This is a genomic window from Enterobacter sichuanensis (genome assembly GCF_009036245.1).
GTDB lineage: Bacteria > Pseudomonadota > Gammaproteobacteria > Enterobacterales > Enterobacteriaceae > Enterobacter > Enterobacter sichuanensis.
In genome coordinates this window covers 3,554,469-3,577,041 of the sequence record NZ_CP027986.1, presented here as the reverse complement: position 1 = coordinate 3,577,041, position 22,573 = coordinate 3,554,469, and the positions used below count along the sequence as shown (strand labels likewise).

Below are 22,573 nucleotides of genomic sequence, written 5' to 3'. Positions count from 1 at the left end.
GGGTGGCGAAAGGCACTGCCACATCAAAACCCCGTCCACCGCCCACTATTTCAGGAGAAAGCCGCATGCAGTTTGTTGCGCCAGAACAGTCACCGGAACAGGCGGACGTTATTAAAAATACGCCGTTCTGGCCTGATGTGGACCTGTCGGAATTTCGCAGTGTGATGCGCACTGACGGCACGGTGACGCAGCCCCGTCTGAGGCAGGTTGCGCTGACAGCCATTTCCGAAGTTAACGCTGAGCTGTACGACTTCCGCAACCGCCAGCAGATGCTGGGCTACCGGGATCTGGCTGACGTGCCGGCGGAAATGCTGGACGGCAAAAGCGAGCGCATTCAGCACTACCTCAACGCCGTGTATTGCTGGGCGCGCGCCGTGCTCAATGAGCGTTACCAGGATTATGACGCCACGGCGTCCGGGGTAAAGCGAGGGGAGGAACTGGCGGAGGTCAGCGGCGATCTGTGGCGTGATGCCCGCTGGGCTATCAGCCGTGTGCAGGATGCACCGCACTGCACGGTGGAGCTTATCTGATGAAAGTGCGTGCGCATCAGTATGACACGGTGGACGCACTCTGCTGGCGCCATTACGGGCGCACGCAGGGAGTCACTGAACAGGTGCTGCAGGCGAATCCGGGGCTGGCTGAATATGGCCCCTTTTTACCGCACGGGCTGCAGGTGGAGCTGCCGGATATCACGGCGTCAACCACTGCGCAGACTGTCCAGTTATGGGACTGAACTATGACGCTTGAACGAATCAGCGCCTTTATCACTTACTGCGTTGCCCTGCTTCTGGCATGGCTCGGCGATTTGTCTCTTAAAGATGTATCGACCATTACCGGTCTTGCGCTGGGGATTATTACTGCAGCGGTGACCTGTTATTTACGCTTGAAAGCCTACCAGCTGCTGCGGGACGGCAGAATATCCAGGGGGGAATATGAGTCCTTCAATCGTTAAGCGTTGCCTGGTCGGCGCGGTGCTGGCGATTGCCGCCACGCTGCCGGGTTTTCAGTCGCTTCATACCTCAGTTGAGGGGCTGAAACTGATTGCTGATTTCGAAGGGGGCCGCCTGCAGCCATACCAGTGCAGCGCCGGGGTCTGGACTGACGGGATCGGCAATACGTCCGGGGTAGTGCCGGGCAAAACCATAACGGAGCGACAGGCAGCGCAGGGGCTGATTAATAACGTGTTGCTGACGGAAAAAAGGATTGAAGCCTGCCTGCAGGTTAAGCCACCTCAGCATGTTTACGATGCCCTGATCAGTATCGGCTTTAATGTCGGAACGGGGGCAATCTGCCGGTCAACAATGGTTTCTTACATCAATCGCCAACAATGGTGGCAGGCGTGCAACCAGCTCCCCCGCTGGGTTTATGTAAATGGTCAATGGAATAAAGGGCTGGAAAACCGGCGCGCCCGTGAGCTTGCCTGGTGTCTTAAAGGAGCAGGGGCATGACGCGCGCGCTGGCGGTGATTCTGGCTCTGGTGCTGGCACTGCTGGGCTGGCAGTCATGGCGGCTTAATAATGCCGGTCACACCATCGGGACGCAGGCTGAGGCGCTTAAAAAGAACAAGCAGGAGCTGGCGAAGAAAAACAGCCAGCTCATCAGCCTGTCCATTCTTACCGAAACCAACAGTCGGGCGCAGATGCAACTTTATGCTGCAGCGGAGGATACTTCCGCGCTGTTGCGGAGTCGCCAGCGCCGGATCGAGGAGCTAAAACGTGAAAACGAGGATTTACGCCGCTGGGCTGACACTCCTTTGCCTGCTGACATTATCCGGCTGCGGGACCGCCCGGCCCTCGCCGGAGGTGGAGCTTACCGTGAGTGGTTGTCCAAAAGTGACCCAGTGCCGCCTGGACAGGTCAACGCCGCGCAGTAATGGGGATCTGAATCAGGTGCTGGATGAGACTGAGGCCGCCTGGGCGGCATGTGCCGACAAAGTGGACACGATTATTGCGTGTCAGGAGCGAGACAGTGAACAAGCCGCAGTCCTTACGCAACGCCCTGAATAAATCGGTGGCGTATGTCCGTGACAACCCGGACAAACTGCACCTTTTTGTTGATAACGGTTCGCTGGTTGCAACCGGCGCCCGTTCAATGTCATGGGAATACCGCTACACTCTGAACGTGGTGATTGAAGATTTTAGCGGCAACCAGAATTTAGTGATGGCGCCCGTGCTGCTCTGGTTAATGACCAATCAACCGGACGCCATCAACAACCCGGAACTGCGCGAAAAATTTTTTACCTTTGACGTCGATATCCTGAGCAACGATCTGTGTGATCTCAGCCTCAATCTGCAGCTCACGGAGCGCGTGATTGTCAGCACAGACGGCACCGTATCGAGCGTTGAAGCGGTGCCGGAACCCGATGTACCCGAAGAAATGTGGACGGTGAAACGTGGATGACCTGTAGAGGGTGGATGATTGGCTGACGGCGCTGCTGGCAAATCTGGAGCCTGCCGCACGCAGCCGTATGATGCGGCAACTGGCGCAACAGCTGCGCCGGACGCAGCAGCAGAACATCAGGCTGCAGCGTAATCCTGACGGCAGCGGCTATGAGCCGCGCCGGGTGACAGCCCGCAGCAAGAAGGGGCGCATCAAACGGCAGATGTTTGCAAAGCTTCGCACCACAAAATACCTGAAAACCGCCGCCAGTGCGGACTCCGCCAGCGTGCAGTTTGATGGCAAGGTGCAGCGCATTGCCCGTGTTCACCATTATGGCCTGCGGGATCGCGTCAGCCGAAAAGGCCCGGAGGTCCGCTACGCAGAGCGCCGCCTGTTGGGCGTGAATGATGAGGTGGAAACCATTACCCGTGACACTCTGCTGCGCTGGCTGGTTAGGCTTTAGTTCATGTTAGGTATTGATAACTTTTCTCTGCTTCTGATTTATTGAATAAGGTGATTTTTGCGTTTATATATAAATCAATAAACATGGCTGTGCCAAGCATGAAGAAAAATAGAAGAGATAAATAAGCTATGGGAATCATAACCATTAGCCCGAGAGAGTTTTTATTGGCTGCTACACCTAATTCTTCTCGCCTTTTTGGATCTAGCATGTAACCGCAAATGAATTCAATGGTTTTGGGTTTTATTGATGTGATTTTATCTAATGCCTTTTGGTTAAGGCAGGTGTCAGGAGATATATTCCATTTTGGACTGTTTGGCTTGTTTCTTGCTTCATCCTGTCTAATCCATAACGAATCACCTGTTTCTTTATATTTAAAATCGATCCACTGCACTGGTCCTTGAATAACAAGTTTCGTGAATTGATAAAAACCAACAGCGGATAGGGCTATAACTATAGAACCAAATATGGTGAGAAATATTTTATTGTTCTTAGTGTGCGGTTTAGTGTTTCGTTTGTACTTGCAAAAACTAAGCCTGATAACTGGTTTTGTGATGCCGATTTTGGACACCAAAAAATCTTCTTCTGGATGGGACTTATTTAGCCATGCCCAAAAAGAGGATACTCCACCCGCAAGCCATTTAAATATTAGTCCACCTATAGCTGTGGCTAAGAATGCATTTATTTTATCAAACTCCATCCAGAGTTCCCTCACAGTTTAATGTCCATGAGTATTTGTATCAAAGACCAGACAATGAAGCATTGTTTTTAAAAAATGACATCACATGCAATCTGACAACATGAACGCACAACTGACCGAAATCATGCGTCTTATCACCAACCTGATCCGCACCGGCACCGTGACCGAAGTGGACCGGGAAAACTGGCTGTGCCGGGTGAGAGTGGGCGAGCTTGAAACCAACTGGATTAACTGGCTGACGCTGCGTGCCGGTGGTGCCCGTACATGGTGGTGTCCGTCGCCGGATGAGCAGGTGGTGCTGCTGAGCATGGGCGGCAATCTGGAAACTGCTTTTGCGTTGCCTGCCATCTACTCCAATCAGTTTGCGCCGCCCTCGGATTCCGTGGACGGTTGCGTGACGGAGTACCCGGACGGGGGCTGGTTTGAGTATGAACCCGCCACCGGGCGGTGGCACGTCCGGGGTATCAAATCCATGGTGATCGAGGCGGCAGACAATATCACCCTCAAAACCGGTGAGTTTGTGGTGGAGGCTGATACCACGCGCATTAACAGCGAGATGGTGATCAATGGCAGTGTCACCCAGGGCGGAGGCGCGATGAGTTCCAACGGGATCGTGGTGGATAAACACGGTCACACTGGTGTGAAGTCCGGCGGCGATACGTCAGGAGGCCCGGTATGACGCTGTATATCGGCATGAGCCAGGGCAATGGCAAGGCCATTACTGATACGGACCATCTGCGCCAGTCAGTGCGGGATATTCTGCTGACCCCGCAGGGCAGCCGGATTGCCCGCCGGGAGTACGGCTCCCTGCTTTCCGCCCTGATTGACCAGCCGCAGAACCCGGCGCTGCGCCTGCAGATCATGTCTGCGGTCTATGTGGCGCTGAGTCGCTGGGAGCCACGGCTTACGCTGGATTCCATCACCATTAGCAGCAATTTTGACGGCTCCATGGTGGTTGAGCTTACCGGGCAGCGCAACAACGGCGCACCGGTTTCCCTTTCGGTAACTACAGGAGCAGACAATGGCAGTGAATGACCTTTCCCAGCTGCCCGCGCCACAGATAGTGGACGTGCCGGATTCTGAAACGCTGCTGGCTGAGCGCAAGGCCGCTTTTGTGGCCCTTTATCCGGCAGACGAGCAGGACGCGGTAAGGCGCACGCTTGAGCTGGAGTCTGAACCTGTGACCAAGCTCCTGCAGGAAAATGCGTATCGTGAAATCCTCCTGCGTCAGCGCATTAATGAGGCCGCGCAGGCGGTCATGGTGGCTTATGCCATCGGCGGCGACCTCGATCAGATGGCGGCCAACTACAACGTGAAGCGGCTGACGGTTACACCTGCGGATAACGACGCGGTGCCGCCGGTCGCAGCGGTAATGGAAAGTGATGAGGCGCTGCGCCTGCGTGTTCCTGCTGCATTTGAGGGGCTGTCCGTTGCGGGGCCGACGGCGGCCTACGAGTTTCACGCTAAAAGCGCTGGCGGGCGAGTGGTTGACGCCAGCGCAACCAGCCCGGCACCGGCGGAGGTGGTGCTTACCGTGCTGAGCCGTGAGGGCGACGGAACGGCAGCGGCGGATCTGCTGGCAGTGGTTGAACAGGCGCTTAACTGTGAGAACGTGCGGCCGGTTGCTGACCGTCTGACGGTGCGCAGCGCTGAAATTATTCCGTACAGCGTGGATGCGACGATTTTTCTTTACCCAGGGCCAGAAGTTGAGCCGGTGATGGAGGCGGCAAAAGCCAGCCTGCAGAAATATATCGCCAGCCAGACGAGGCTGGGGCGTGATATTCGCCGCAGTGCTATTTATGCCGCGCTGCATGTTGAAGGTGTGCAGCGTGTTGAGCTGGCCTCGCCGCTCGCTGATGTGGTGCTGGATAAGACACAAGCCGCTTCATGTACCGAATGGAGCGTAACCAACGGGGGAACGGATGAATAGTCTGCTTCCTCCTGGTTCATCGCCGCTTGAGCGCCGTCTCGCTCAGACCTGCAGCGGAATTTCCGAACTGCAGGTGCCGCTGCGCGATTTATGGAACCCGGCAACATGCCCGGTTAAGTTTCTGCCTTATCTGGCGTGGGCCTTTTCGGTTGATCGCTGGGACGAAGGATGGGCGGAGAGCGTAAAGCGCCGCGTGGTGCAGGATGCGTTCTATATCCATCAGCACAAGGGGACAACCAGCGCCGTGCGGCGCGTGGTAGAGCCATTCGGCTTCCTGATCCGCATCATTGAGTGGTGGCAGACCGGCGAGCAACCGGGCACGTTTCGCCTGGATATCGGCGTGCAGGACCAGGGGATTACGGAAGAAACCTATCTGGAGCTGGAGCGCCAGATCGGTGATGCCAAGCCGTGCAGCCGCCATCTGATCGGCATGTCCATCAACCTGCAGACCAGCGGCCCCTATTTTGTGGGCGCAGCCACCTACACCGGCGAAGAAATTACGATTTACCCGTACATCAACGAAACCATTATTTCCGCTGGCACCGCTTATGAGGGCGGAGCGGTCCATGTTATTGACACAATGAGAGTGAATCCATGAGCGCAAAATTTTATACCCTGCTGACGGATATCGGCGCGGCGAAACTGGCAAGCGCCGCCGCGCTCGGTGTTCCGTTGAAAATAACCCAGATGGCTGTGGGTGACGGTGGCGGCTTGCTACCGACTCCAAGCGCTCAGCAGACCGCGCTGGTTGCTGAAAAACGCCGCGCTTCCCTCAATATGCTGTACATCGATCCGCAGAACAGTAGTCAGATTATTGCTGAGCAGGTGATCCCCGAAACTGAGGGCGGTTGGTGGATTCGTGAGGTTGGTTTGTTTGATGAAACCGGCGCACTGATTGCCGTGGGCAACTGCCCGGAGAGCTACAAGCCGCAGCTGGCGGAGGGGAGCGGGCGCACCCAGACCGTGCGCATGGTGCTGATTACCAGTAGCACCGATACCATCACCCTGAAAATTGACCCTGCCGTGGTGCTGGTAACCCGTAAATAAATGAATGACCGGGTGCTGGAGCTGAAGGTGTACGTGGATGACCAACAGGCAAAACACCTGGCTGCAGCCGATCCGCATTCGCAGTATGCCCCGAAAGACAGCCCGACACTGACAGGGACATCTTAAACCCCTACCGCTCCGGCGGGAACCAATACAACCCAGATTGCCAGCACGGCATTTGTGCAGGCGGTGGTGGCGGTACTCAATAACGCGCTGTCACTGAAAGCGCCACTGGCAAATCCTGTCCTGACGGGAACTCCGACGGCACCCACTGCAGTGCAGACCGCCAACAACACGCAGAGTGCCACCACGGCTTTTGTTAAGCCAGCTCTGGCGGCACTTGTCGGTTCATCGCCGGCGGCACTTGATACGTTAAACGAACTGGCCGCAGCGCTGGGTAACGATCCTAACTTCGCTACCACGGTGACCAATGCGCTTTCAGGTAAGCAGCCACTGGATACGACGTTGACAGAGCTTTCAGGTAAGTCGGTGGCAGAGATTCTGAAGTACCTAGGTATTGCTGAACTGGCGAAAACGCCTCGCTACCTGGTGAGTAGCCTCAGTTAAGGACGGCAATCTGTTGTTTATCCGCCAGGGGCAGGGCAGAACGGCAAGCGGTAAGCCGCTGCCGGTTATCACCATAACCCGCCAGGCCGATGACGGTCATCGTTTTACCCTGGCCGATCGCGATGCTTATACGGGGGGATTGCCAGCTGGCTCCATACCCGTGAGCCAAAGAAAAAAGAGACGGCAAAGGTTAAGCGCCGTCGAAAGAAAATCACCGCGGCAAAGGAGTCGGAAGCAAAACAGGGAGATTACCTGGTTGGAACGGATGAAAGCGTGCTGGTACTCAACAGAACTTATGCAAACCGCAGCAATGCAGAGCGAGCGGCAAAGATGCAGTGGGAGCGCCTGCAGCGCGGAGTTGCAACATTCTCCCTGCAGCTCGCAGAGGGAAGGGCTGATCTGTATACCGAAATGCCGGTGAAGGTGAGCGGGTTTAAACAGCCAATTGATGAAGTGGAATGGACGATCAACACGCTCACACACACGGTCAGCGCTGACAGTGGTTTCACAACCTGCATTGAGTTTGAAGTGAAAATTGACGATCTCGAAATGGAATGATTGGTTCTCAATGTTGAATAATGATTTGTAATTATTGCGATATTAGCAAAAGAAAAGGAGAGTTGATAAATGATGAATTGTCCATTGTGCGCTCAGGCTGTACATACACGCAGCAGTTTTCAAGCCTCCACGCACACCAAAGAACGTTACAACCAGTGTACCAACATTGAGTGCGGGCATACGTTCGTAACGCATGAAACCTTTGTTCGCTCTGTGTGCCGCCCTGAAAAGATCAGCGCCGCGCCACCGCACCCCAAAAGGATGCAGCAGCAGTTTTCTTATTAAATTAGTATTTCTTCCACCAAATAAAGTTCAACCATAAAGTTAGCAAGATATCTTTTCTTTAAAAAAGATATCTTGCTAACTGTTTTCGACTGATAGTATTAATTGTAAATTTACGATAAACATTTAGTGCTATTTAGATGTTTTAAAACTAAATCATACTAAGAATTCAATATGAATATAGGTTATGAGGTGAGCGTATGGCCAGTTTCCAAGAAATCATTGAGCAAATTAAGCAGAAGTATCAACCTTTTTTTGACGACATTAAATCTAGAGGGGAGGCCTTAGCCAATGAGGCTGATGATGATTCCAATGTAGGTGCAGCGGTTGATTTTAAAATAACAGTGACGTGGGTGGATCAAGATGTTAGCTTTGATGTGCCAACCGTTATTATGAAAACAAAGGCTATGTCACTTGATCTCCCTCAGGTAACGATGAAAACGCAAGGGATTTCTTTTGATGTACCTGAGGCATATATGAAAGATGTTGTAATATCTGATAATCCTATTACAGGTAAAGTGATAATTTCAGTGCCGGATATTAGATCCAAGAGAATCGATATTTCTATGGATATACCTGAGTTTACAATGGGGAGAGTAGATTTCTCTATTGATATTCCAGAAATTAATTCCGAAAGAATAAACTGGGTTGTTGCAGTCCCACAGTTCACTGCATCTGATTGGCATGCCAGAGTCAGTGAATTACAAGAAAAGGGTGAGCAATTAAAAGGAGAGGCTAATAGTTTGGCGGAGAAAATGAAAGGCGAAATCAATCAAGCATTCCAAACGTATTACACTGGAGCTAAACAAGTAGCAGTAAGTAAAGTATATGACCCTTATGCAAATGCGATAGCCGCATATGATTCCGCGATTTCAAATCTTGAAAACAACAAAGTAGACCCTATCAAAGTACCAACATCAAGTGGTGAACGAAATCTACGGAAAGAACGAGATGACTTAGCAGCTCAATACAGGCAGATGGCTGAAGGGCTGAATGCTGAAACGAAAGATGCAGCTTGAGTGATTTTTTGCAGTGACGCGAATTTTCCAGTATCACGGCTTCACTTCTCATTCTAAAATGCTCTGCGTCAATGGGCAGTCACAACAAAGTCTGTCGCCATTTTGCCGCCATTATCAAAGACAAAGGGGCTACGTTTTCACGTAACCCCTTGTTTTATTTGGTGGAGCTGGCGGGAGTTGAACCCGCGTCCGAAATTTCTACATCCTCGGTACTACATGCTTAGTTTGTCTTTACATTCGCACGCCAGCTGCGGACAGACACGCCACTAACGAACTAGCCTGATTAGTTTTAACGCTTCAACCCCAGGCAGGGCTTCCACGCGATCTCTTTTGGGTTTGACCTCTCTTTGATCCCCGTCTTAAGAGCGGAAGCTAGGGAGAGAGGGCTCAGAGCAGGTTATTAAGCTGCTAAAGCGTAGTTTTCGTCGTTTGCGACTATTTTTTTGCGGCTTTTAACGAGGCAAACCGCCCCTCGGCATGCACCTTGGGTTTCGCAAATCCCGTCGAATCCAGAATCAGCCCCAATAGTGTTGAACTAAGTATACCAGATTTCACTTCCTGGATACCAGCCCGGAACGCTAACTTATTGAATAGTACAATAAGTGTGCAGAATCAACGTCCTGCGTTTTTCATGATGCGCGCTTTGTCGAGCTGCCACTCGCGCTCTTTCAGGTCAGTACGTTTGTCGTGCTGTTTTTTACCTTTCGCGACGCCAATTTTCACTTTGCACCAGGCGTTTTTCCAGTACAGCGACAGGGCGACCACGGTGAAACCTTCACGGTTAATGCGCCCGTAAAGGGATTCCAGCTCACGCTTGTTCAGCAGCAGCTTACGGGTGCGCGTTGGGTCACACACATAGTGTGATGAGGCGACGGTCAGCGGCGTAAAGTTCGCACCGAACAGGAAGGCTTCGCCATCTTTCAGGATCACGTAGCTATCGCCGATGTTGGCTTTCCCGGCGCGCAGCGATTTTACTTCCCAGCCCTGCAACGCAAGGCCTGCTTCGAATTCTTCTTCAATGAAATACTCGTGGCGAGCACGCTTGTTGAGCGCAATGGTCGCCGAGCCTGGTTTATGTGCTTTTTTCTTCGTCATAAGTGTCGTAAAGCCGTCGGTAATCTGATTTCAAAAAGTCACCTCATTGCGTCCTGTGAGGTCTAACGCGCTATCTTAGCACGAGATGAGGCTTAGCGTTTTTTTAACAGGTGATAAATGTTATTATTTGTCCGTTGTGTGACCATGGGAAATGCTATGCCTCAGATTAGCCGTACTGCGCTTGTGCCTTACAGCGCGGAACAAATGTATCAGTTAGTGAACGATGTTCAGTCTTATCCAGAGTTTATTCCGGGATGCACCGGGAGCCGCGTTCTGGAGTCCGGCCCGACGCAGATGACGGCGGCAGTGGATGTCTCCAAAGCGGGGATCAGCAAGACGTTCACCACCCGTAATACGCTGACGAGCAATCAGAGTATTTTGATGCATCTGGTGGATGGCCCGTTTAAAAAGCTGATGGGAGGCTGGAAATTTACGCCCCTGAGCGCTGACGCCTGTCGCATTGAGTTCCATCTGGACTTTGAGTTTACCAATAAGCTGATTGAGCTGGCGTTTGGCCGCATCTTTAAAGAGCTGGCCTCGAACATGGTTCAGGCGTTCACCACCCGCGCCAAAGAGGTTTACAGTGTCGCATAAGATTGCGGTAGAAGTGGTGTATGCGTTGCCGGAGAAGCAGTACCTGCAGCGCGTGACGCTGGAAGAGGGGGCGACCGTCGAAGCGGCTATCCGCGCTTCCGGCATCCTTGAGCTTCGCAGCGATATCGACCTGGCGAAAAATAAGGTTGGAATTTACAGCCGTCCGGTGAAGCTGGGGGATGTGCTGAAAGAGGGCGACCGGGTGGAGATTTATCGTCCGCTGATTGCTGACCCGAAAGAGCTGCGTCGCCAGCGTGCGGAGAAATCGGGTAAGTAGCGGTTTCTTTCCCCGGTGGCGCTGCGCTTACCGGGGCTACGATTCTGCGCAAGTGTTCAGACACAAAAAAGGTGCTCAATGAGCACCTTTTGCATTTCTGACACCGAGTTATTTGGTCAGGGCAGGCTTATTGTCGATGTTGGTCAACACACCAGCGCTGCTGAAGGTCAGCGTCAGGGTCTGCTGGGTTGCATCTTCATGGCCCGGCTTCTGACGGAAGACATAGAACCAGGTGTTAGTGCCGAACGGATCGGACATCATCGGGGTTCCCAGTGCATAAGCGACCTGCTGTTGTGTCATCCCCACACGGATTTTGGACACATCGTTAGGGGTAAGGTAGTTCCCCTGGTTGATGTCAGGACGGTAAACCACTTTCTCCAGAGTGGAACAGCCTGCGGTCAACATCAGAAGAACCGCTGCGGCAGCGGTCAGCATTTTACAACGCATAGTGATTTGATTCCTTTTCGGGCCCGAGCAGAACGCGGCTCATATGTAATATGCCGATGATAATAGACCTTGCCCCACTTTGAAACCGGTCTGGCGGCGTTTTTGTTGTTCTGTATGACCCTGAGATCCCGAAAAAGTTTATGCCGCCAGCAGTTCTTTCGCGTTCGCGAGCGTATTACGCGTCACTTCGCTGCCGCCGAGCAGGCGCGCCAGCTCCTGCAGACGCGCACGTTTATCCAGCGGCTTCATGTGCGTTTCGGTCATCTCGCCGTCGGTTTCCTTACTGACGATAAAGTGATGATGTCCACAGCCCGCAACCTGCGGCAGGTGGGTGACACACATCACCTGCGTTGATTCGCCTAACTGGCGCAGCAGTTTACCGACCACCGCCGCCGTCGGGCCGCTGATCCCGACATCCACTTCATCGAAAATCAGCGCCGGGGTTTCCATTTTACGCGCGGTAATCACCTGAATTGCCAGCGCAATACGCGACAGCTCACCGCCGGAGGCCACTTTGGAGATTGCCTGCAGTGGCTGCCCCGGGTTGGTGGTGACGCGGAATTCTATGCGATCCGCACCTTCTGCCGTCAGGTGGTTTTCTTCAAAGCGAACATCAATGGTGAAGACGCCGTGCGGCATCGCCAGCGTGTGCATGCTGTCCGTGATATGCTGGCTCAGTTCCTGAGCGTAATGCTGACGGATGTCGTGCAGCTTTTGTGCTGTCGCCAGCGCCTGTTCATGGTGCAGGCTCACTGCCAGAGAGAGGGTTTCCAGGGAGTCAGCCTGATCGTCAAGCTGCTGCTGCTCTTCCAGCAGAGACTGATAGTAGCCTGGCAGCTCTTCCGGCGTGACGTGATGCTTACGCGCCAGGGAGATCTGACGGGAGATGCGCTGTTCAAGTTCAAACAGACGGTTCGGGTCGAGATCGAGACGCTCACAGTAGTGGCGCAGTTCGTCACCGGCTTCGGAGATCTGAATGGCCGCCTCTTCCAGCATATCCAGGACGCCAGAGAGTTTGCTGTCCATGCCGACCAGTTCGGTAAGCAGCTGACGAACGTTATACAGCTGGCTCTGCAGGTTCACGTCTTCGCCATCCGCCAGCAGGTTGAGCGCATTCTGGCTGGTTGAGAGCAGGTGGCCGCTGTTTGCCAGGCGTTTGTACTCTTCGTCGATTTGCTCAAACTCACCCGGCTGCGGGTTAAATTCGTTCAGCTCTTTAAGCTGGTATTCCAGCAGCTCCGCACGGGCGGCACGCTCCTGGCTTTGCTGTTGATGCTGGGCAAGTTCCCGGCAGCTTTGATGCCACTGGCGATAGTGCTCAGCCATCAGTTGAGTAAGCGCGTACTCACCCGCATAGCCGTCCAGCAGCGCTTTCTGCTGTTCGGGTTTAACCAATTGCTGATGCGCGTGCTGACCGTGGATCTGAATAAGCAGCTGGCCGAGTTCGCGAAGCTGGGAAAGCGGAACCGCCGTGCCGTTGATAAAGCCACGGGAGCGACCGTCGCTGCTGATCACGCGGCGAAGTAAACATTCACGTCCATCTTCAAGCTGGTTCTGTTCCAGCCAGCGCTGAGCAGCAGGGGTGTCTTTCAGGGAGAAACGGGCGCAAAGGTCGGCACGGTTCGCGCCCATGCGCACCATGTCGCCCTCTGCACGGCCGCCAAGGCACAAGCCGAGGGCATCAATGGCAATGGATTTACCTGCACCGGTTTCCCCGGTGATCGCCGTCATGCCGCTGTGGAAATCGATCTCAAGCTCACGAACAATGGCAAAGTTGCTGATGGTCAGTTGTGCCAGCATAATTGTTTTCCTGTATGAAAAACCATAACTGTGTTTTCATACAGTATAAACTGGTTTTATATACAGTAAAGTGCTGGATGCAAAATCAGAACAATTTTTTTGACCAGCCAAGCTTCGAGCTTAATGTGTTGAAATAGCTGTAATCTTTCGGGTGAATGAGATTCAGATGGTAATCACACCGGCGAATAAGAACGTCTTCACCCTCCTGGATTGGCAGCGCTATCTGGCTGTCGCAGCTGATCTCCAGGTCGTTACGCCGGTGCGAGAATCGCAGACGGATCGTGCTGTCGCCGTTGATGACCAGCGGCCGGGCGGAGAGCGTGTGCGGGAACATCGGCACCAGGGTAATGGCATCCAGAGACGGGGTCAGGATCGGCCCGCCGGCAGAAAGCGAGTAGGCGGTTGAGCCGGTCGGGGTGGAGATAATCAGCCCGTCAGAACGCTGGGAGAAGGCAAAGATTTCATCGATATAGACCTCGAATTCAATCATGTGCGCCACTTTACCGGGGTGGAGGACCACCTCGTTAATCGCGGTGCTGATGCGTTTCTGGCAGTCCTGCTGGCACACCTGCGCTTCCAGTAAAAAGCGCTTTTCACTGATATAGCGGCCTTCCAGCACGTCGGCTAGCTGCTGCTGCGCATTGTCCGGGTCGAGGTCGGTGAGAAAGCCGAGATTGCCACGGTTGATGCCGATGACCTTGATGTCATACCGCGCCAGCGTGCGGGCCGCGCCGAGCATGTTGCCGTCGCCGCCTACCACCACGGCGAGGTCGGCCTGTTGGCCAATTTCCGCCAGCGTGCCGGTTTTGACGCTCTTCAGCTGCAGCTCCTGGGCAATCTGCTGCTCGACCATCACTTCATAGCCTTTGCTACACAACCAGCGATACAACATTTCATGTGTCGTCAATGCGGTAGGGTGACGCGGATGCCCGACGATCCCAATACACCTGAAATGATTATTCATTTTCTGGAGGTCCTTGTGCCTGATGAATGATGACAATCTGTCTTGTTCCCTTGAATCCCGGAAACTGATCCCCATAATAAGCGAAGTTAGCGAGATGAATGCAGAAAAACGCGGAGAAATTCATGAGTAGTAAAGAACAGAAAACGCCTGAGGGGCAAGCCCCTGAAGAAATTATCACGGAACAGCACGATGAAGTTGAGGCTGTAGAGCCAGACGCATCTGCTGAGCAGGTGGACCCGCGCGATGAAAAAATTGCGAATCTGGAAGCCCAGCTGGTAGAAGCACAGAATCGCGAACGCGACAGTGTTCTGCGCATCAAGGCGGAGATGGAAAACCTGCGTCGTCGTACCGAGCAGGACGTTGAGAAGGCGCACAAGTTTGCGCTGGAGAAATTCGTCAACGAACTGCTGCCGGTTATCGACAGCCTCGATCGCGCGCTGGAAGTCGCTGACAAAGCGAATCCGGACAACGCGGCGATGATCGAAGGCATCGAGCTGACGCTGAAATCCATGCTCGACGTGGTGCGTAAGTTTGGCGTGGAAGTGATTGCCGATACCGACGTACCGCTGGATCCAAACGTTCACCAGGCGATTGCGATGGTGGAATCTGAAGAGATTGAAGCCGGTAAAGTGCTGGGCGTGATGCAGAAAGGCTACACCCTGAACGGCCGTACCATTCGCGCAGCGATGGTGACCGTGGCGAAAGCGAAAGCGTAATTTGCCGCACGCGTAGTGCCGGGTGGGGCGGCTTCGCCTCACCCGGCCTACAACCTTACTCAGCGATACTTTCGCGCAGGGGTTTAACAGGCAGGACCTTCACCTGCTTAATCATATTGTCCTGCACGTCCAGGATATCAATATCGTACTGCTCAATGCGCACTCGCGTGCCTGCCGCCGGGATCTCCTCCAGCGCTTCCAGAATCATCCCGTTAATGGTGCGAGCCTCATCTTCAGGCAGATGCCAGTTAAAGGCTTTGTTGAGTTCGCGAATGTTCGCGCTTCCGTCAATCAGTACCGAGCCGTCATTTTGCGGAGTGACTTCTTCCGCAAGGGAAGGGGACATTGAGGTGGTAAAGTCTCCGACAATCTCTTCCAGAATATCTTCGACCGTCACCAGGCCCTGAATGTCACCGTATTCATTGACCACCAGGCCAACTTTCTTCTTGTTACGCTGGAATTTTACCAGCTGCGTGCTGAGCGGGGTGCCTTCCGGCACGTAGTAAATCTCGTCGGCGGCGCGCAGCATCACCTCTTTGGTGAACTCTTTTTTCTCCGTCATCAGACGGTAGGCTTCGCGCACGCGCAGCATGCTGATGGCGTCATCCAGCGAGTCGCGATACAGGACAATGCGCCCGTGCGGGGAGTGCGTCAGCTGACGGACAATGGCTTTCCAGTCATCATTGATGTCGATACCGACGATTTCATTACGCGGTACCATGATGTCGTTCACGCTCACTTTTTCCAGATCCAGCACCGAGAGGAGCATGTCCTGGTTACGTCGGGAGATCTGCGAGCGGGATTCGTTCACGATGGTGCGCAGCTCCTCTTTGCTGAGCGCGCTGCTGATGGTGACATCGGCTTTGATCCCCACCATCCGCATCAGGACGCGCGTCACCATGTTCAGCAGCCAGACCAGCGGCATCATCAGAATTTGCAGCGGTGCCAGCAGGAAGCTGCTCGGGTAGGCGACTTTCTCCGGGTAAAGCGCGGCGATGGTTTTCGGCAGCACTTCGGCAAACACCAGCACCACAAACGTCAGCACGCCGGTGGCAATCGCCACCCCGGCGTTGCCGTACAGGCGCATCCCGACGATGGTGCCGAGGGCAGAGGCCAGAATGTTGACGAGGTTGTTGCCGATGAGCACCAGGCTAATCAGGCGATCCGGCTTGCGGAGCAGCTTTTCAACGCGACGTGCGGCACGGTTACCCTGTTTAGCACGATGACGTAACCGGTAGCGGTTTAAGGTCATCATGCCGGTTTCCGAGCCGGAGAAATAGGCGGAGATGACCACCATGACGATCAGGATAACGATCAGCGTGGTGGTAGAGATGTGTTCCAGGGGGAACTCCTTTGTTTCTTAGCCAGCAAATTGCTGTATGAAGCGGCTGCCAAAATAGGCAAGGGTGAGAATGCCCGCACCCGCGACGTTGAACCAGACCACGCGGCGACCGCGCCAGCCTTCATGATAATGGCCCCATAACAGGACAATATAGACAAACCAGGCAATGATGGAGAGCACCGCTTTATCGATATTCTCCACGCTGAACAGGTTCTTCATATAAAACAGACCCGTGCAGAGCGTCAGGGTCAGCAGCACCACGCCCACCTGGGTGATGTGGAACATTTTACGCTCAATCACCATCAGCGGCGGCATCTCATGGTTAAACGCCAGCTTTTTGTTTTTCAGCTGGTAGTCAATCCAGGCGAGCTGCATGGCGTAGAGCGCGGCGATGATCAGCGTCGCATAGGCAAAGAGCGACAGGCCGATATGCACCAGCATCCCTGGCGTCGCCTCCAGATGCGTAATGAACTCATTAGGCATAAAGGTGGCTAAGGCCAGATTGATCAGCGCGAAGGTATACACAATTGGCAGCAGCAGCCAGCCGCGATTTTTAGAGGCCACGATGGTCATCACCGTACAGATCATCAGGCTGACCAGCGAGCCGACATTGAGGACGCTCAGGTTTTGTACGCTGCCGTCGCCGGGGATAATGCGTGATTCCAGCGCAAACGCGTGGCTAATCAGTGCGATAACCGCCGAAAGAATAGCCATGCGCCGCCAGCCGCTGTTTTTTTGCAGCAGTCCGGGAATGATCAGCGCGAGGCTGACAGAGTAGGCAACAAGGGCGATCAGTGCGAAAACAGGCATATAGGCATCGACAGTTGTCTTAATAAGAAAGAGAAGCAGTATAACGTTACGTGACGCCTGCTCCAACCGTTGCATAACAACAAAGGCGCCTTCATGTTATACTCCGGCAAAATTCTGTGTATGTGTCGCTCATGGCGGCCCAACGTTTCTACTCAGGCGAGAGACAATGTTTGATAATTTAACCGATCGTTTGTCGCGCACGCTGCGCAACATCAGCGGCCGCGGACGCCTTACCGAAGACAACATCAAGGAAACGCTGCGCGAAGTGCGCATGGCGCTGCTGGAAGCAGACGTCGCGTTGCCGGTTGTTCGTGATTTTATCAACCGCGTTAAAGAGAAGGCGGTTGGTCATGAAGTTAACAAGAGCCTGACCCCGGGTCAGGAGTTCGTCAAAATCGTTCGTAACGAACTGGTTTCGGCGATGGGCGAAGAGAACCAGGTCCTGAACCTGGCGGCTCAGCCACCGGCCGTAGTGCTGATGGCGGGCCTGCAGGGTGCGGGTAAAACCACCAGCGTCGGTAAGCTGGGTAAATTCCTGCGTGAGAAGCACAAGAAGAAAGTGCTGGTGGTGTCTGCGGACGTCTACCGCCCGGCGGCGATCAAGCAGCTGGAAACCCTGGCTGAGCAGGTCGGCGTGGATTTCTTCCCGTCAGACGTCGCCCAGAAACCTGTCGATATCGTTAACGCGGCGCTGAAAGAGGCGAAGCTGAAATTCTACGACGTGCTGCTGGTGGATACCGCCGGTCGTTTGCACGTTGACGAAGCGATGATGGACGAGATCAAACAGGTGCATGCCTCTATTAACCCGGTAGAGACCCTGTTTGTTGTTGACGCCATGACCGGTCAGGATGCGGCGAATACCGCAAAAGCGTTTAACGAAGCCCTGCCGTTAACCGGCGTGGTGCTGACCAAAGTGGACGGTGACGCCCGCGGCGGTGCGGCGCTCTCCATTCGTCACATCACCGGTAAGCCGATCAAATTCCTCGGCGTGGGCGAAAAAACTGAAGCGCTGGAGCCGTTCCATCCGGATCGTATTGCCTCCCGTATCCTCGGCATGGGCGACGTGCTGTCGCTGATCGAAGATATCGAGAGCAAGGTTGACCGCGCGCAGGCTGAGAAGCTGGCCAGCAAGCTGAAAAAAGGTGATGGTTTCGATCTGACCGACTTCCTTGAGCAACTGCGTCAGATGAAAAACATGGGTGGCATGGCAAGCCTGATGGGCAAACTGCCGGGCATGGGCCAGATCCCGGACAACGTGAAAGCGCAGATGGATGACAAGGTGCTGGTGCGGATGGAGGCGATCATCAACTCGATGACCCTCAAGGAACGCGCTAACCCGGATATCATCAAAGGTTCCCGTAAACGCCGTATCGCAGCCGGTTGCGGCATGCAGGTGCAGGACGTTAACCGTCTTCTGAAACAGTTCGACGACATGCAGCGCATGATGAAGAAAATGAAGAAAGGCGGCATGGCGAAGATGATGCGCGGCATGAAAGGGATGATGCCTCCCGGTTTTCCAGGGCGTTAATCGCTTTTGAGATTGCTTTTTGCCCGAAAATGAGTAAAATTTTCGGGCTTTTAATATGACACCCGGGCTCCGTTCCTCGATGGGGCCCGGTTGTTTTATTCACACAAGAGGATGTTATGGTAACTATTCGTTTAGCACGTCACGGCGCTAAAAAGCGTCCGTTCTACCAGGTTGTTGTGACTGACAGCCGTAATGCACGCAACGGTCGCTTCATCGAGCGCGTTGGTTTCTTCAACCCACTGGCCGCTGGCGCAGAAGAAGAAACTCGTCTGGATCTGGATCGTATCGCTCACTGGGTTGGCCAGGGCGCTACTGTTTCCGATCGCGTTGCTACGCTGATCAAAGCAGCAAACAAAGCAGCTTAATCTGTCACGGTGGTCATGATGAGCAATAAAGCACCTGTTGAACCGATTGTATTGGGAAAAATGGGTTCTTGCTACGGTATCCGTGGTTGGCTCAGAGTGTTTTCCTCCACTGAAGACGCTGATAGCATTTTTAATTACCAGCCCTGGTTTATCCAGAAAGGCGGTAAGTGGGAAGAGGTCGAGCTGGAAAGCTGGCGTCACCACAATCAGGACATCATCATCAAGCTGAAAGGCGTTGACGATCGTGATGCCGCGAATGCGCTGACTAATTGTGAAATTGTCGTGGATTCGTCGCAGTTGCCGGAGCTTGAAGAGGGTGACTACTACTGGAAAGACCTTATGGGCTGCCAGGTAGTGACCACTGAAGGCTACAGCCTGGGGAAAGTCATCGACATGATGGAAACCGGGTCAAATGACGTTCTCGTCATTAAGGCAAACCTGAAAGATGCATTTGGCATCAAGGAGCGGTTGGTCCCGTTCCTCGATGGACAGGTTATCAAGAAAGTCGATCTCACTACTCAAACCATTGAAGTAGATTGGGATCCTGGTTTTTAAATTCTCCGGATAAACGGTAAAAGACGGCGCTATGTGGATTGGCATAATTAGCCTGTTTCCTGAAATGTTCCGCGCGATTACCGATTACGGGGTAACTGGCCGGGCAGTAAAGAATGGCCTGCTGAGCATCCAGAGCTGGAGTCCTCGTGACTTCACGCATGACCGACACCGTACCGTGGACGATCGTCCTTACGGCGGCGGACCGGGGATGTTAATGATGGTGCAACCCTTACGGGACGCCATTCACACAGCAAAAGCCGCGGCAGGTGAAGGCGCAAAGGTGATTTATCTGTCACCTCAGGGACGCAAGCTTGATCAAGCGGGCGTGAGCGAACTGGCGACGAATCAAAAGCTGATTCTGGTCTGTGGTCGCTACGAAGGGATAGATGAGCGCGTAATTCAAACCGAGATTGACGAAGAATGGTCTATCGGCGATTACGTTCTCAGCGGTGGTGAGTTACCCGCAATGACGCTGATTGACTCTGTCGCCCGGTTCATTCCGGGTGTTCTGGGCCATGAAGCTTCGGCAACGGAAGATTCCTTTGCCGATGGATTGCTGGACTGTCCACACTATACTCGTCCTGAAGTGTTAGAAGGGATGGAAGTACCGGCAGTGTTACTGTCTGGAAACCATGCCGAGATACGTCGCTGGCGTTTGAAGCAGTCGCTGGGCCGAACCTGGCTTAGAAGACCTGAACTTCTGGAAAACCTGGCTCTGACTGAAGAGCAAGCAAAGTTGCTGGCCGAGTTCAAAACTGAACACGCGCAACAGCAGCATGAACATGATGGGAATGCGTAATACGCACCCGAATATCAGTTTACCCAGGATAAGAGATTAAATTATGAGCAACATTATTAAGCAACTTGAACAAGAGCAGATGAAGCAGGACGTACCTTCCTTCCGTCCAGGTGACACCGTGGAAGTGAAAGTATGGGTTGTTGAAGGTTCCAAAAAACGTCTGCAGGCATTCGAGGGCGTGGTTATCGCTATTCGTAACCGCGGTCTGCACTCTGCATTCACTGTTCGTAAAATTTCCAACGGCGAAGGCGTTGAGCGTGTCTTCCAGACTCACTCTCCGGTAGTTGACAGCATTGCTGTTAAACGTCGTGGTGCTGTACGTAAAGCTAAACTGTACTACCTGCGTGAGCGTACTGGTAAGTCTGCTCGTATTAAAGAGCGTCTGAACTAAGATTCGCTTAAGCGACATCCTGTTAGAAAGGGCTGGCCGAAAGGCTGGCCCTTTTTTTATCCCATCGCACCTCTCGCGTTAACCATTTCGTCATAAATCATTTACAATGCTTGCCTCTTGAGGGGAGGGGAAGTGGATAACGTACTGCATCAGCAAAACCGGAAACGCGCAGCGGCCTTGATCGCGCTGTTTGCGATCCTGCTGATCGTGGTGGCGCCGCTGATCTCCGTCTCGTTGCAAAAAGATCCCATGAGCGCCATGCCGGGTATGCACCATGACATGAGCATGATGTCGATGGATGAGCACCACGGCGATATGTCCCACACGGTACCTGTTGACCATGCTGAAGCGTGCGGCTACTGCGTGCTGTTAGCGCACGTGCCGGGCATGATGCTGGCGCTTATCGTCCTGCTCAGCGTGGTGCTGCAGAGGCTTCGCGTGAAACCGCCGCGTCAGGCGGTCAGCCACTGGCACTTTTTCCCCTGGCTTTACCCTGATACCCGCGCGCCACCGCGGCAGTCTGCTTTTTCCATTTAAAAAAATATTGATAACTTTTTGCCTTAAAAAGGAAAAGTATGACGACCTGCACTTCGCGCGCGGCATGGGGAAACCTGCTGCGTCGCCTCCATTTCTATGTTGGGCTGTTTGTCGGCCCGTTTATCTTCTTCGCCGCGCTGACCGGTACGCTGTATGTGGCAACCCCGCAGCTGGAGAATGCGCTCTACCGGCATGCGCTCCACACGGATTCCGTGGGCGAGCCGCAGCCTCTGGCGGAACAAATCGCCGTGGCGGAAAAAACCGTTGGATCAGATTTACGTTTGCACGCCGTTCGTCCGGGGCTGGTTAAAGGTGAAACCACCCGCGTGATGTTTGCTGACCCGAAACTTGGGCCATCGGAGAACCGGGCTATCTTTATCGATCCGGTGAGCCTGGCGGTGCTGGGAGATCTGACGGTATACGGCACCAGCGGGATTTTACCCCTGCGTCAGACTATTGATTACCTGCATACGTCCCTGATGCTGGGCGACATTGGGCGCCTCTACAGCGAGCTGGCGGCCTCCTGGATGTGGGGGGCCGCGCTGGGTGGTATTGCCCTGTGGTTTTATACCCGACCCAAACGACGGATCAACAATCGCTTCCAGAACCGGCGTCGCGTGCACGTGACGCTGGGCTGGGCTTTGCTGGGCGGAATGCTCTTATTCTCTGCAACCGGCCTGACCTGGTCCCAGTGGGCTGGCGGGAACGTTGATAAGCTGCGGGCAGAGATGAACTGGCTCACCCCTCAGGTGAACACCACGCTCTCCGGTGTGCCGGAGAGCGTGGATGAACATGCCGAACACCATAGCCATCACGGCGGAATGATGATGCCGGAGATGGCGATGGATCTGACGCAGTTTGATGGGGTCTTAAGCGCGGCGCGTAAAGCGGGGATTGATGCCAGCAAGCTGGAGATCCGCCCGGCGCAAACGGCAGATCGCGCCTGGACGGTGACGGAAATCGATCGCAGCTGGCCAACCCAGGTGGACGCCGTTGCGGTTGATCCGCATACGATGCAGGTGCTGGACCGAACCCGATTTGAGGATTTCCCGCTAATGGCAAAACTGACCCGCTGGGGAGTAGATTTTCATATGGGGATCTTATTCGGGTTGGTGAATCAGCTACTGCTCGTCGTGTTCGGCCTTGCCCTGTGCGTGCTCATCATCTGGGGATACCGGATGTGGTGGATGCGTCGTCCGGCGCAATCGACAGTGAGTCCGGTGCAGACGCTTTGCCAGAGCTGGCTGGCGTTGTCGGGCTGGGGAAGGGGCATTACGGGGTTGATTAGCCTGCTGCTGGGGATAGCCCTGCCAGTCATGGGCGTGAGTCTGGCGCTGTTTGTTCTGGTGGACTGGCTACGCTGGCGAGCGGCAACAGGGGTGACGCTCGCCGAATCTTCCGCTAAATAACC

Annotated in this window: 31 protein-coding genes, 1 other RNA gene and 2 pseudogenes; 26 read left to right on the top strand and 8 right to left on the bottom strand. The window is 54.0% G+C overall.

Annotated elements, in window-relative coordinates; genetic code table 11:
- Positions 1 to 65 precede the first annotated feature (65 nt).
- From C1N69_RS17240 to C1N69_RS17205, 8 genes are read left to right on the top strand one after another with little or no spacing between them, the layout of a single operon-like run.
- Positions 66 to 530: a head completion/stabilization protein gene (locus tag C1N69_RS17240; RefSeq protein WP_155031588.1), complete on the top strand. Its 465-nt coding sequence runs from the start codon at positions 66 to 68 to the stop codon at positions 528 to 530.
- The gene (locus C1N69_RS17235; protein ID WP_000868184.1) at positions 530 to 733 is read left to right on the top strand and encodes a tail protein X; all 204 of its coding nucleotides are present in this window, start codon (positions 530 to 532) and stop codon (positions 731 to 733) included. The genes C1N69_RS17240 and C1N69_RS17235 overlap by 1 nt, the downstream gene beginning before the upstream one ends.
- A gap of 3 nt (positions 734 to 736) precedes the next feature.
- Positions 737 to 952 carry a hypothetical protein gene (locus tag C1N69_RS17230; protein WP_050870765.1) on the top strand — a complete coding sequence of 72 codons (216 nt, stop codon included), beginning with the start codon at positions 737 to 739 and terminating at the stop codon, positions 950 to 952.
- Positions 933 to 1,448, top strand: coding sequence for a lysozyme (locus tag C1N69_RS17225; protein ID WP_155031587.1), 516 nt, complete (start codon positions 933 to 935; stop codon positions 1,446 to 1,448). The genes C1N69_RS17230 and C1N69_RS17225 overlap by 20 nt, the downstream gene beginning before the upstream one ends.
- Positions 1,445 to 1,873, top strand: a complete 429-nt coding sequence (gene lysB / locus C1N69_RS22990) for an Rz-like lysis system protein LysB (RefSeq protein WP_155031586.1) — start codon at positions 1,445 to 1,447, stop codon at positions 1,871 to 1,873. Before C1N69_RS17225 ends, lysB begins: the two co-directional genes overlap by 4 nt.
- Positions 1,758 to 2,006 (top strand): Rz1-like lysis system protein LysC, encoded by a 249-nt coding sequence (lysC, locus tag C1N69_RS22860; RefSeq protein WP_244956331.1) that lies wholly within the window; start codon positions 1,758 to 1,760, stop codon positions 2,004 to 2,006. Before lysB ends, lysC begins: the two co-directional genes overlap by 116 nt.
- On the top strand, positions 1,969 to 2,400 hold the full coding sequence (locus tag C1N69_RS17210; protein ID WP_155031584.1) for a phage tail protein: 432 nt from the start codon (positions 1,969 to 1,971) through the stop codon (positions 2,398 to 2,400). The genes lysC and C1N69_RS17210 overlap by 38 nt, the downstream gene beginning before the upstream one ends.
- A 10-nt stretch (positions 2,401 to 2,410) precedes the next feature.
- The gene (locus tag C1N69_RS17205) at positions 2,411 to 2,842 is read left to right on the top strand and encodes a phage virion morphogenesis protein (protein WP_075287537.1); all 432 of its coding nucleotides are present in this window, start codon (positions 2,411 to 2,413) and stop codon (positions 2,840 to 2,842) included.
- Position 2,843: 1 nt separating this feature from the next.
- Here the strand turns inward: C1N69_RS17205 and C1N69_RS17200 are convergent, their stop codons facing one another.
- Complete coding sequence (locus C1N69_RS17200; protein ID WP_155031583.1) at positions 2,844 to 3,539, bottom strand: DUF6216 family protein; 696 nt, start codon at positions 3,537 to 3,539, stop codon at positions 2,844 to 2,846.
- Between the two features lie 100 nt (positions 3,540 to 3,639).
- Between C1N69_RS17200 and C1N69_RS17195 the strand changes: the two genes are divergently transcribed.
- From C1N69_RS17195 to C1N69_RS17160, 8 genes and pseudogenes are all read left to right on the top strand, one after another.
- Complete coding sequence (locus C1N69_RS17195; protein ID WP_155031940.1) at positions 3,640 to 4,218, top strand: phage baseplate assembly protein V; 579 nt, start codon at positions 3,640 to 3,642, stop codon at positions 4,216 to 4,218.
- Positions 4,215 to 4,574 (top strand): GPW/gp25 family protein, encoded by a 360-nt coding sequence (locus C1N69_RS17190; RefSeq protein ID WP_155031582.1) that lies wholly within the window; start codon positions 4,215 to 4,217, stop codon positions 4,572 to 4,574. Before C1N69_RS17195 ends, C1N69_RS17190 begins: the two co-directional genes overlap by 4 nt.
- Positions 4,561 to 5,469 carry a baseplate assembly protein gene (locus C1N69_RS17185; RefSeq protein ID WP_155031581.1) on the top strand — a complete coding sequence of 303 codons (909 nt, stop codon included), beginning with the start codon at positions 4,561 to 4,563 and terminating at the stop codon, positions 5,467 to 5,469. The genes C1N69_RS17190 and C1N69_RS17185 overlap by 14 nt, the downstream gene beginning before the upstream one ends.
- Entirely contained in the window at positions 5,462 to 6,067 is a 606-nt protein-coding gene (locus C1N69_RS17180; RefSeq protein ID WP_155031580.1) for a phage tail protein I, read from the top strand. The genes C1N69_RS17185 and C1N69_RS17180 overlap by 8 nt, the downstream gene beginning before the upstream one ends.
- Positions 6,064 to 7,035 (top strand): annotated as a pseudogene (locus C1N69_RS17175) (phage tail protein); the annotation flags it as partial. The gene C1N69_RS17180 and the pseudogene C1N69_RS17175, both read left to right, overlap by 4 nt.
- Before the next feature lie 34 nt (positions 7,036 to 7,069).
- Positions 7,070 to 7,641, top strand: a pseudogene (locus C1N69_RS17170) (contractile injection system protein, VgrG/Pvc8 family); the annotation flags it as partial.
- Positions 7,642 to 7,710: 69 nt separating this feature from the next.
- Complete coding sequence (locus C1N69_RS17165) at positions 7,711 to 7,926, top strand: ogr/Delta-like zinc finger family protein (protein WP_155031579.1); 216 nt, start codon at positions 7,711 to 7,713, stop codon at positions 7,924 to 7,926.
- Between the two features lie 197 nt (positions 7,927 to 8,123).
- The gene (locus C1N69_RS17160; RefSeq protein ID WP_155031578.1) at positions 8,124 to 8,942 is read left to right on the top strand and encodes a hypothetical protein; all 819 of its coding nucleotides are present in this window, start codon (positions 8,124 to 8,126) and stop codon (positions 8,940 to 8,942) included.
- A gap of 159 nt (positions 8,943 to 9,101) precedes the next feature.
- On the opposite strand, the gene ssrA is transcribed toward C1N69_RS17160, so the two are convergent.
- Positions 9,102 to 9,465: a transfer-messenger RNA gene (gene ssrA / locus C1N69_RS17155) on the bottom strand.
- Positions 9,466 to 9,554: 89 nt separating this feature from the next.
- On the bottom strand, positions 9,555 to 10,037 hold the full coding sequence (gene smpB, locus C1N69_RS17150; RefSeq protein ID WP_024908331.1) for an SsrA-binding protein SmpB: 483 nt from the start codon (positions 10,035 to 10,037) through the stop codon (positions 9,555 to 9,557).
- Between the two features lie 156 nt (positions 10,038 to 10,193).
- On the opposite strand from smpB, the gene C1N69_RS17145 reads away from it, so the two are divergent.
- Both C1N69_RS17145 and C1N69_RS17140 read left to right on the top strand, forming a co-directional pair.
- Complete coding sequence (locus C1N69_RS17145) at positions 10,194 to 10,631, top strand: type II toxin-antitoxin system RatA family toxin (protein ID WP_003863117.1); 438 nt, start codon at positions 10,194 to 10,196, stop codon at positions 10,629 to 10,631.
- On the top strand, positions 10,621 to 10,908 hold the full coding sequence (locus C1N69_RS17140; RefSeq protein ID WP_025759268.1) for an RnfH family protein: 288 nt from the start codon (positions 10,621 to 10,623) through the stop codon (positions 10,906 to 10,908). Before C1N69_RS17145 ends, C1N69_RS17140 begins: the two co-directional genes overlap by 11 nt.
- Before the next feature lie 108 nt (positions 10,909 to 11,016).
- Here C1N69_RS17140 and bamE read toward each other — a convergent pair whose 3' ends face one another.
- From bamE to nadK, 3 genes are all read right to left on the bottom strand, one after another.
- Positions 11,017 to 11,355: an outer membrane protein assembly factor BamE gene (gene bamE, locus C1N69_RS17135; protein WP_008502502.1), complete on the bottom strand. Its 339-nt coding sequence runs from the start codon at positions 11,353 to 11,355 to the stop codon at positions 11,017 to 11,019.
- Positions 11,356 to 11,493: 138 nt separating this feature from the next.
- Positions 11,494 to 13,155, bottom strand: a complete 1,662-nt coding sequence (recN, locus tag C1N69_RS17130; RefSeq protein ID WP_155031577.1) for a DNA repair protein RecN — start codon at positions 13,153 to 13,155, stop codon at positions 11,494 to 11,496.
- Positions 13,156 to 13,240: 85 nt separating this feature from the next.
- Positions 13,241 to 14,119 (bottom strand): NAD(+) kinase, encoded by an 879-nt coding sequence (gene nadK / locus C1N69_RS17125; RefSeq protein ID WP_155031576.1) that lies wholly within the window; start codon positions 14,117 to 14,119, stop codon positions 13,241 to 13,243.
- Positions 14,120 to 14,241: 122 nt separating this feature from the next.
- Between nadK and grpE the strand changes: the two genes are divergently transcribed.
- Complete coding sequence (grpE, locus tag C1N69_RS17120) at positions 14,242 to 14,835, top strand: nucleotide exchange factor GrpE (RefSeq protein WP_008502499.1); 594 nt, start codon at positions 14,242 to 14,244, stop codon at positions 14,833 to 14,835.
- Between the two features lie 55 nt (positions 14,836 to 14,890).
- Here the strand turns inward: grpE and C1N69_RS17115 are convergent, their stop codons facing one another.
- Together C1N69_RS17115 and C1N69_RS17110 are read right to left on the bottom strand one after the other, a co-directional pair.
- Positions 14,891 to 16,177, bottom strand: coding sequence for an HlyC/CorC family transporter (locus tag C1N69_RS17115; RefSeq protein WP_025759264.1), 1,287 nt, complete (start codon positions 16,175 to 16,177; stop codon positions 14,891 to 14,893).
- 18 nt (positions 16,178 to 16,195) lie between these two features.
- Entirely contained in the window at positions 16,196 to 16,987 is a 792-nt protein-coding gene (locus C1N69_RS17110; protein ID WP_032623031.1) for a cytochrome C assembly family protein, read from the bottom strand.
- 166 nt (positions 16,988 to 17,153) lie between these two features.
- On the opposite strand from C1N69_RS17110, the gene ffh reads away from it, so the two are divergent.
- The 7 genes from ffh (at position 17,154) to C1N69_RS17075 (ending at position 22,571) form a co-directional block, all read left to right on the top strand.
- Entirely contained in the window at positions 17,154 to 18,515 is a 1,362-nt protein-coding gene (ffh, locus tag C1N69_RS17105) for a signal recognition particle protein (RefSeq protein ID WP_008502496.1), read from the top strand.
- 116 nt (positions 18,516 to 18,631) lie between these two features.
- Positions 18,632 to 18,880 carry a 30S ribosomal protein S16 gene (rpsP, locus tag C1N69_RS17100; protein WP_003863133.1) on the top strand — a complete coding sequence of 83 codons (249 nt, stop codon included), beginning with the start codon at positions 18,632 to 18,634 and terminating at the stop codon, positions 18,878 to 18,880.
- Positions 18,881 to 18,895: 15 nt separating this feature from the next.
- Positions 18,896 to 19,435 carry a ribosome maturation factor RimM gene (gene rimM / locus C1N69_RS17095; protein ID WP_032672618.1) on the top strand — a complete coding sequence of 180 codons (540 nt, stop codon included), beginning with the start codon at positions 18,896 to 18,898 and terminating at the stop codon, positions 19,433 to 19,435.
- A 31-nt stretch (positions 19,436 to 19,466) separates the two neighbouring features.
- Positions 19,467 to 20,234 (top strand): tRNA (guanosine(37)-N1)-methyltransferase TrmD, encoded by a 768-nt coding sequence (gene trmD, locus C1N69_RS17090; protein WP_008502493.1) that lies wholly within the window; start codon positions 19,467 to 19,469, stop codon positions 20,232 to 20,234.
- 43 nt (positions 20,235 to 20,277) lie between these two features.
- Positions 20,278 to 20,625: a 50S ribosomal protein L19 gene (gene rplS, locus C1N69_RS17085; RefSeq protein ID WP_002914145.1), complete on the top strand. Its 348-nt coding sequence runs from the start codon at positions 20,278 to 20,280 to the stop codon at positions 20,623 to 20,625.
- A 132-nt stretch (positions 20,626 to 20,757) separates the two neighbouring features.
- Positions 20,758 to 21,162, top strand: coding sequence for a DUF2946 domain-containing protein (locus tag C1N69_RS17080; protein ID WP_094918824.1), 405 nt, complete (start codon positions 20,758 to 20,760; stop codon positions 21,160 to 21,162).
- Between the two features lie 38 nt (positions 21,163 to 21,200).
- A complete protein-coding gene (locus C1N69_RS17075; RefSeq protein ID WP_155031575.1) occupies positions 21,201 to 22,571 on the top strand; it encodes a PepSY-associated TM helix domain-containing protein in 1,371 nt (456 codons plus the stop codon).
- The last annotated feature ends 2 nt before the right edge of the window (positions 22,572 to 22,573 follow it).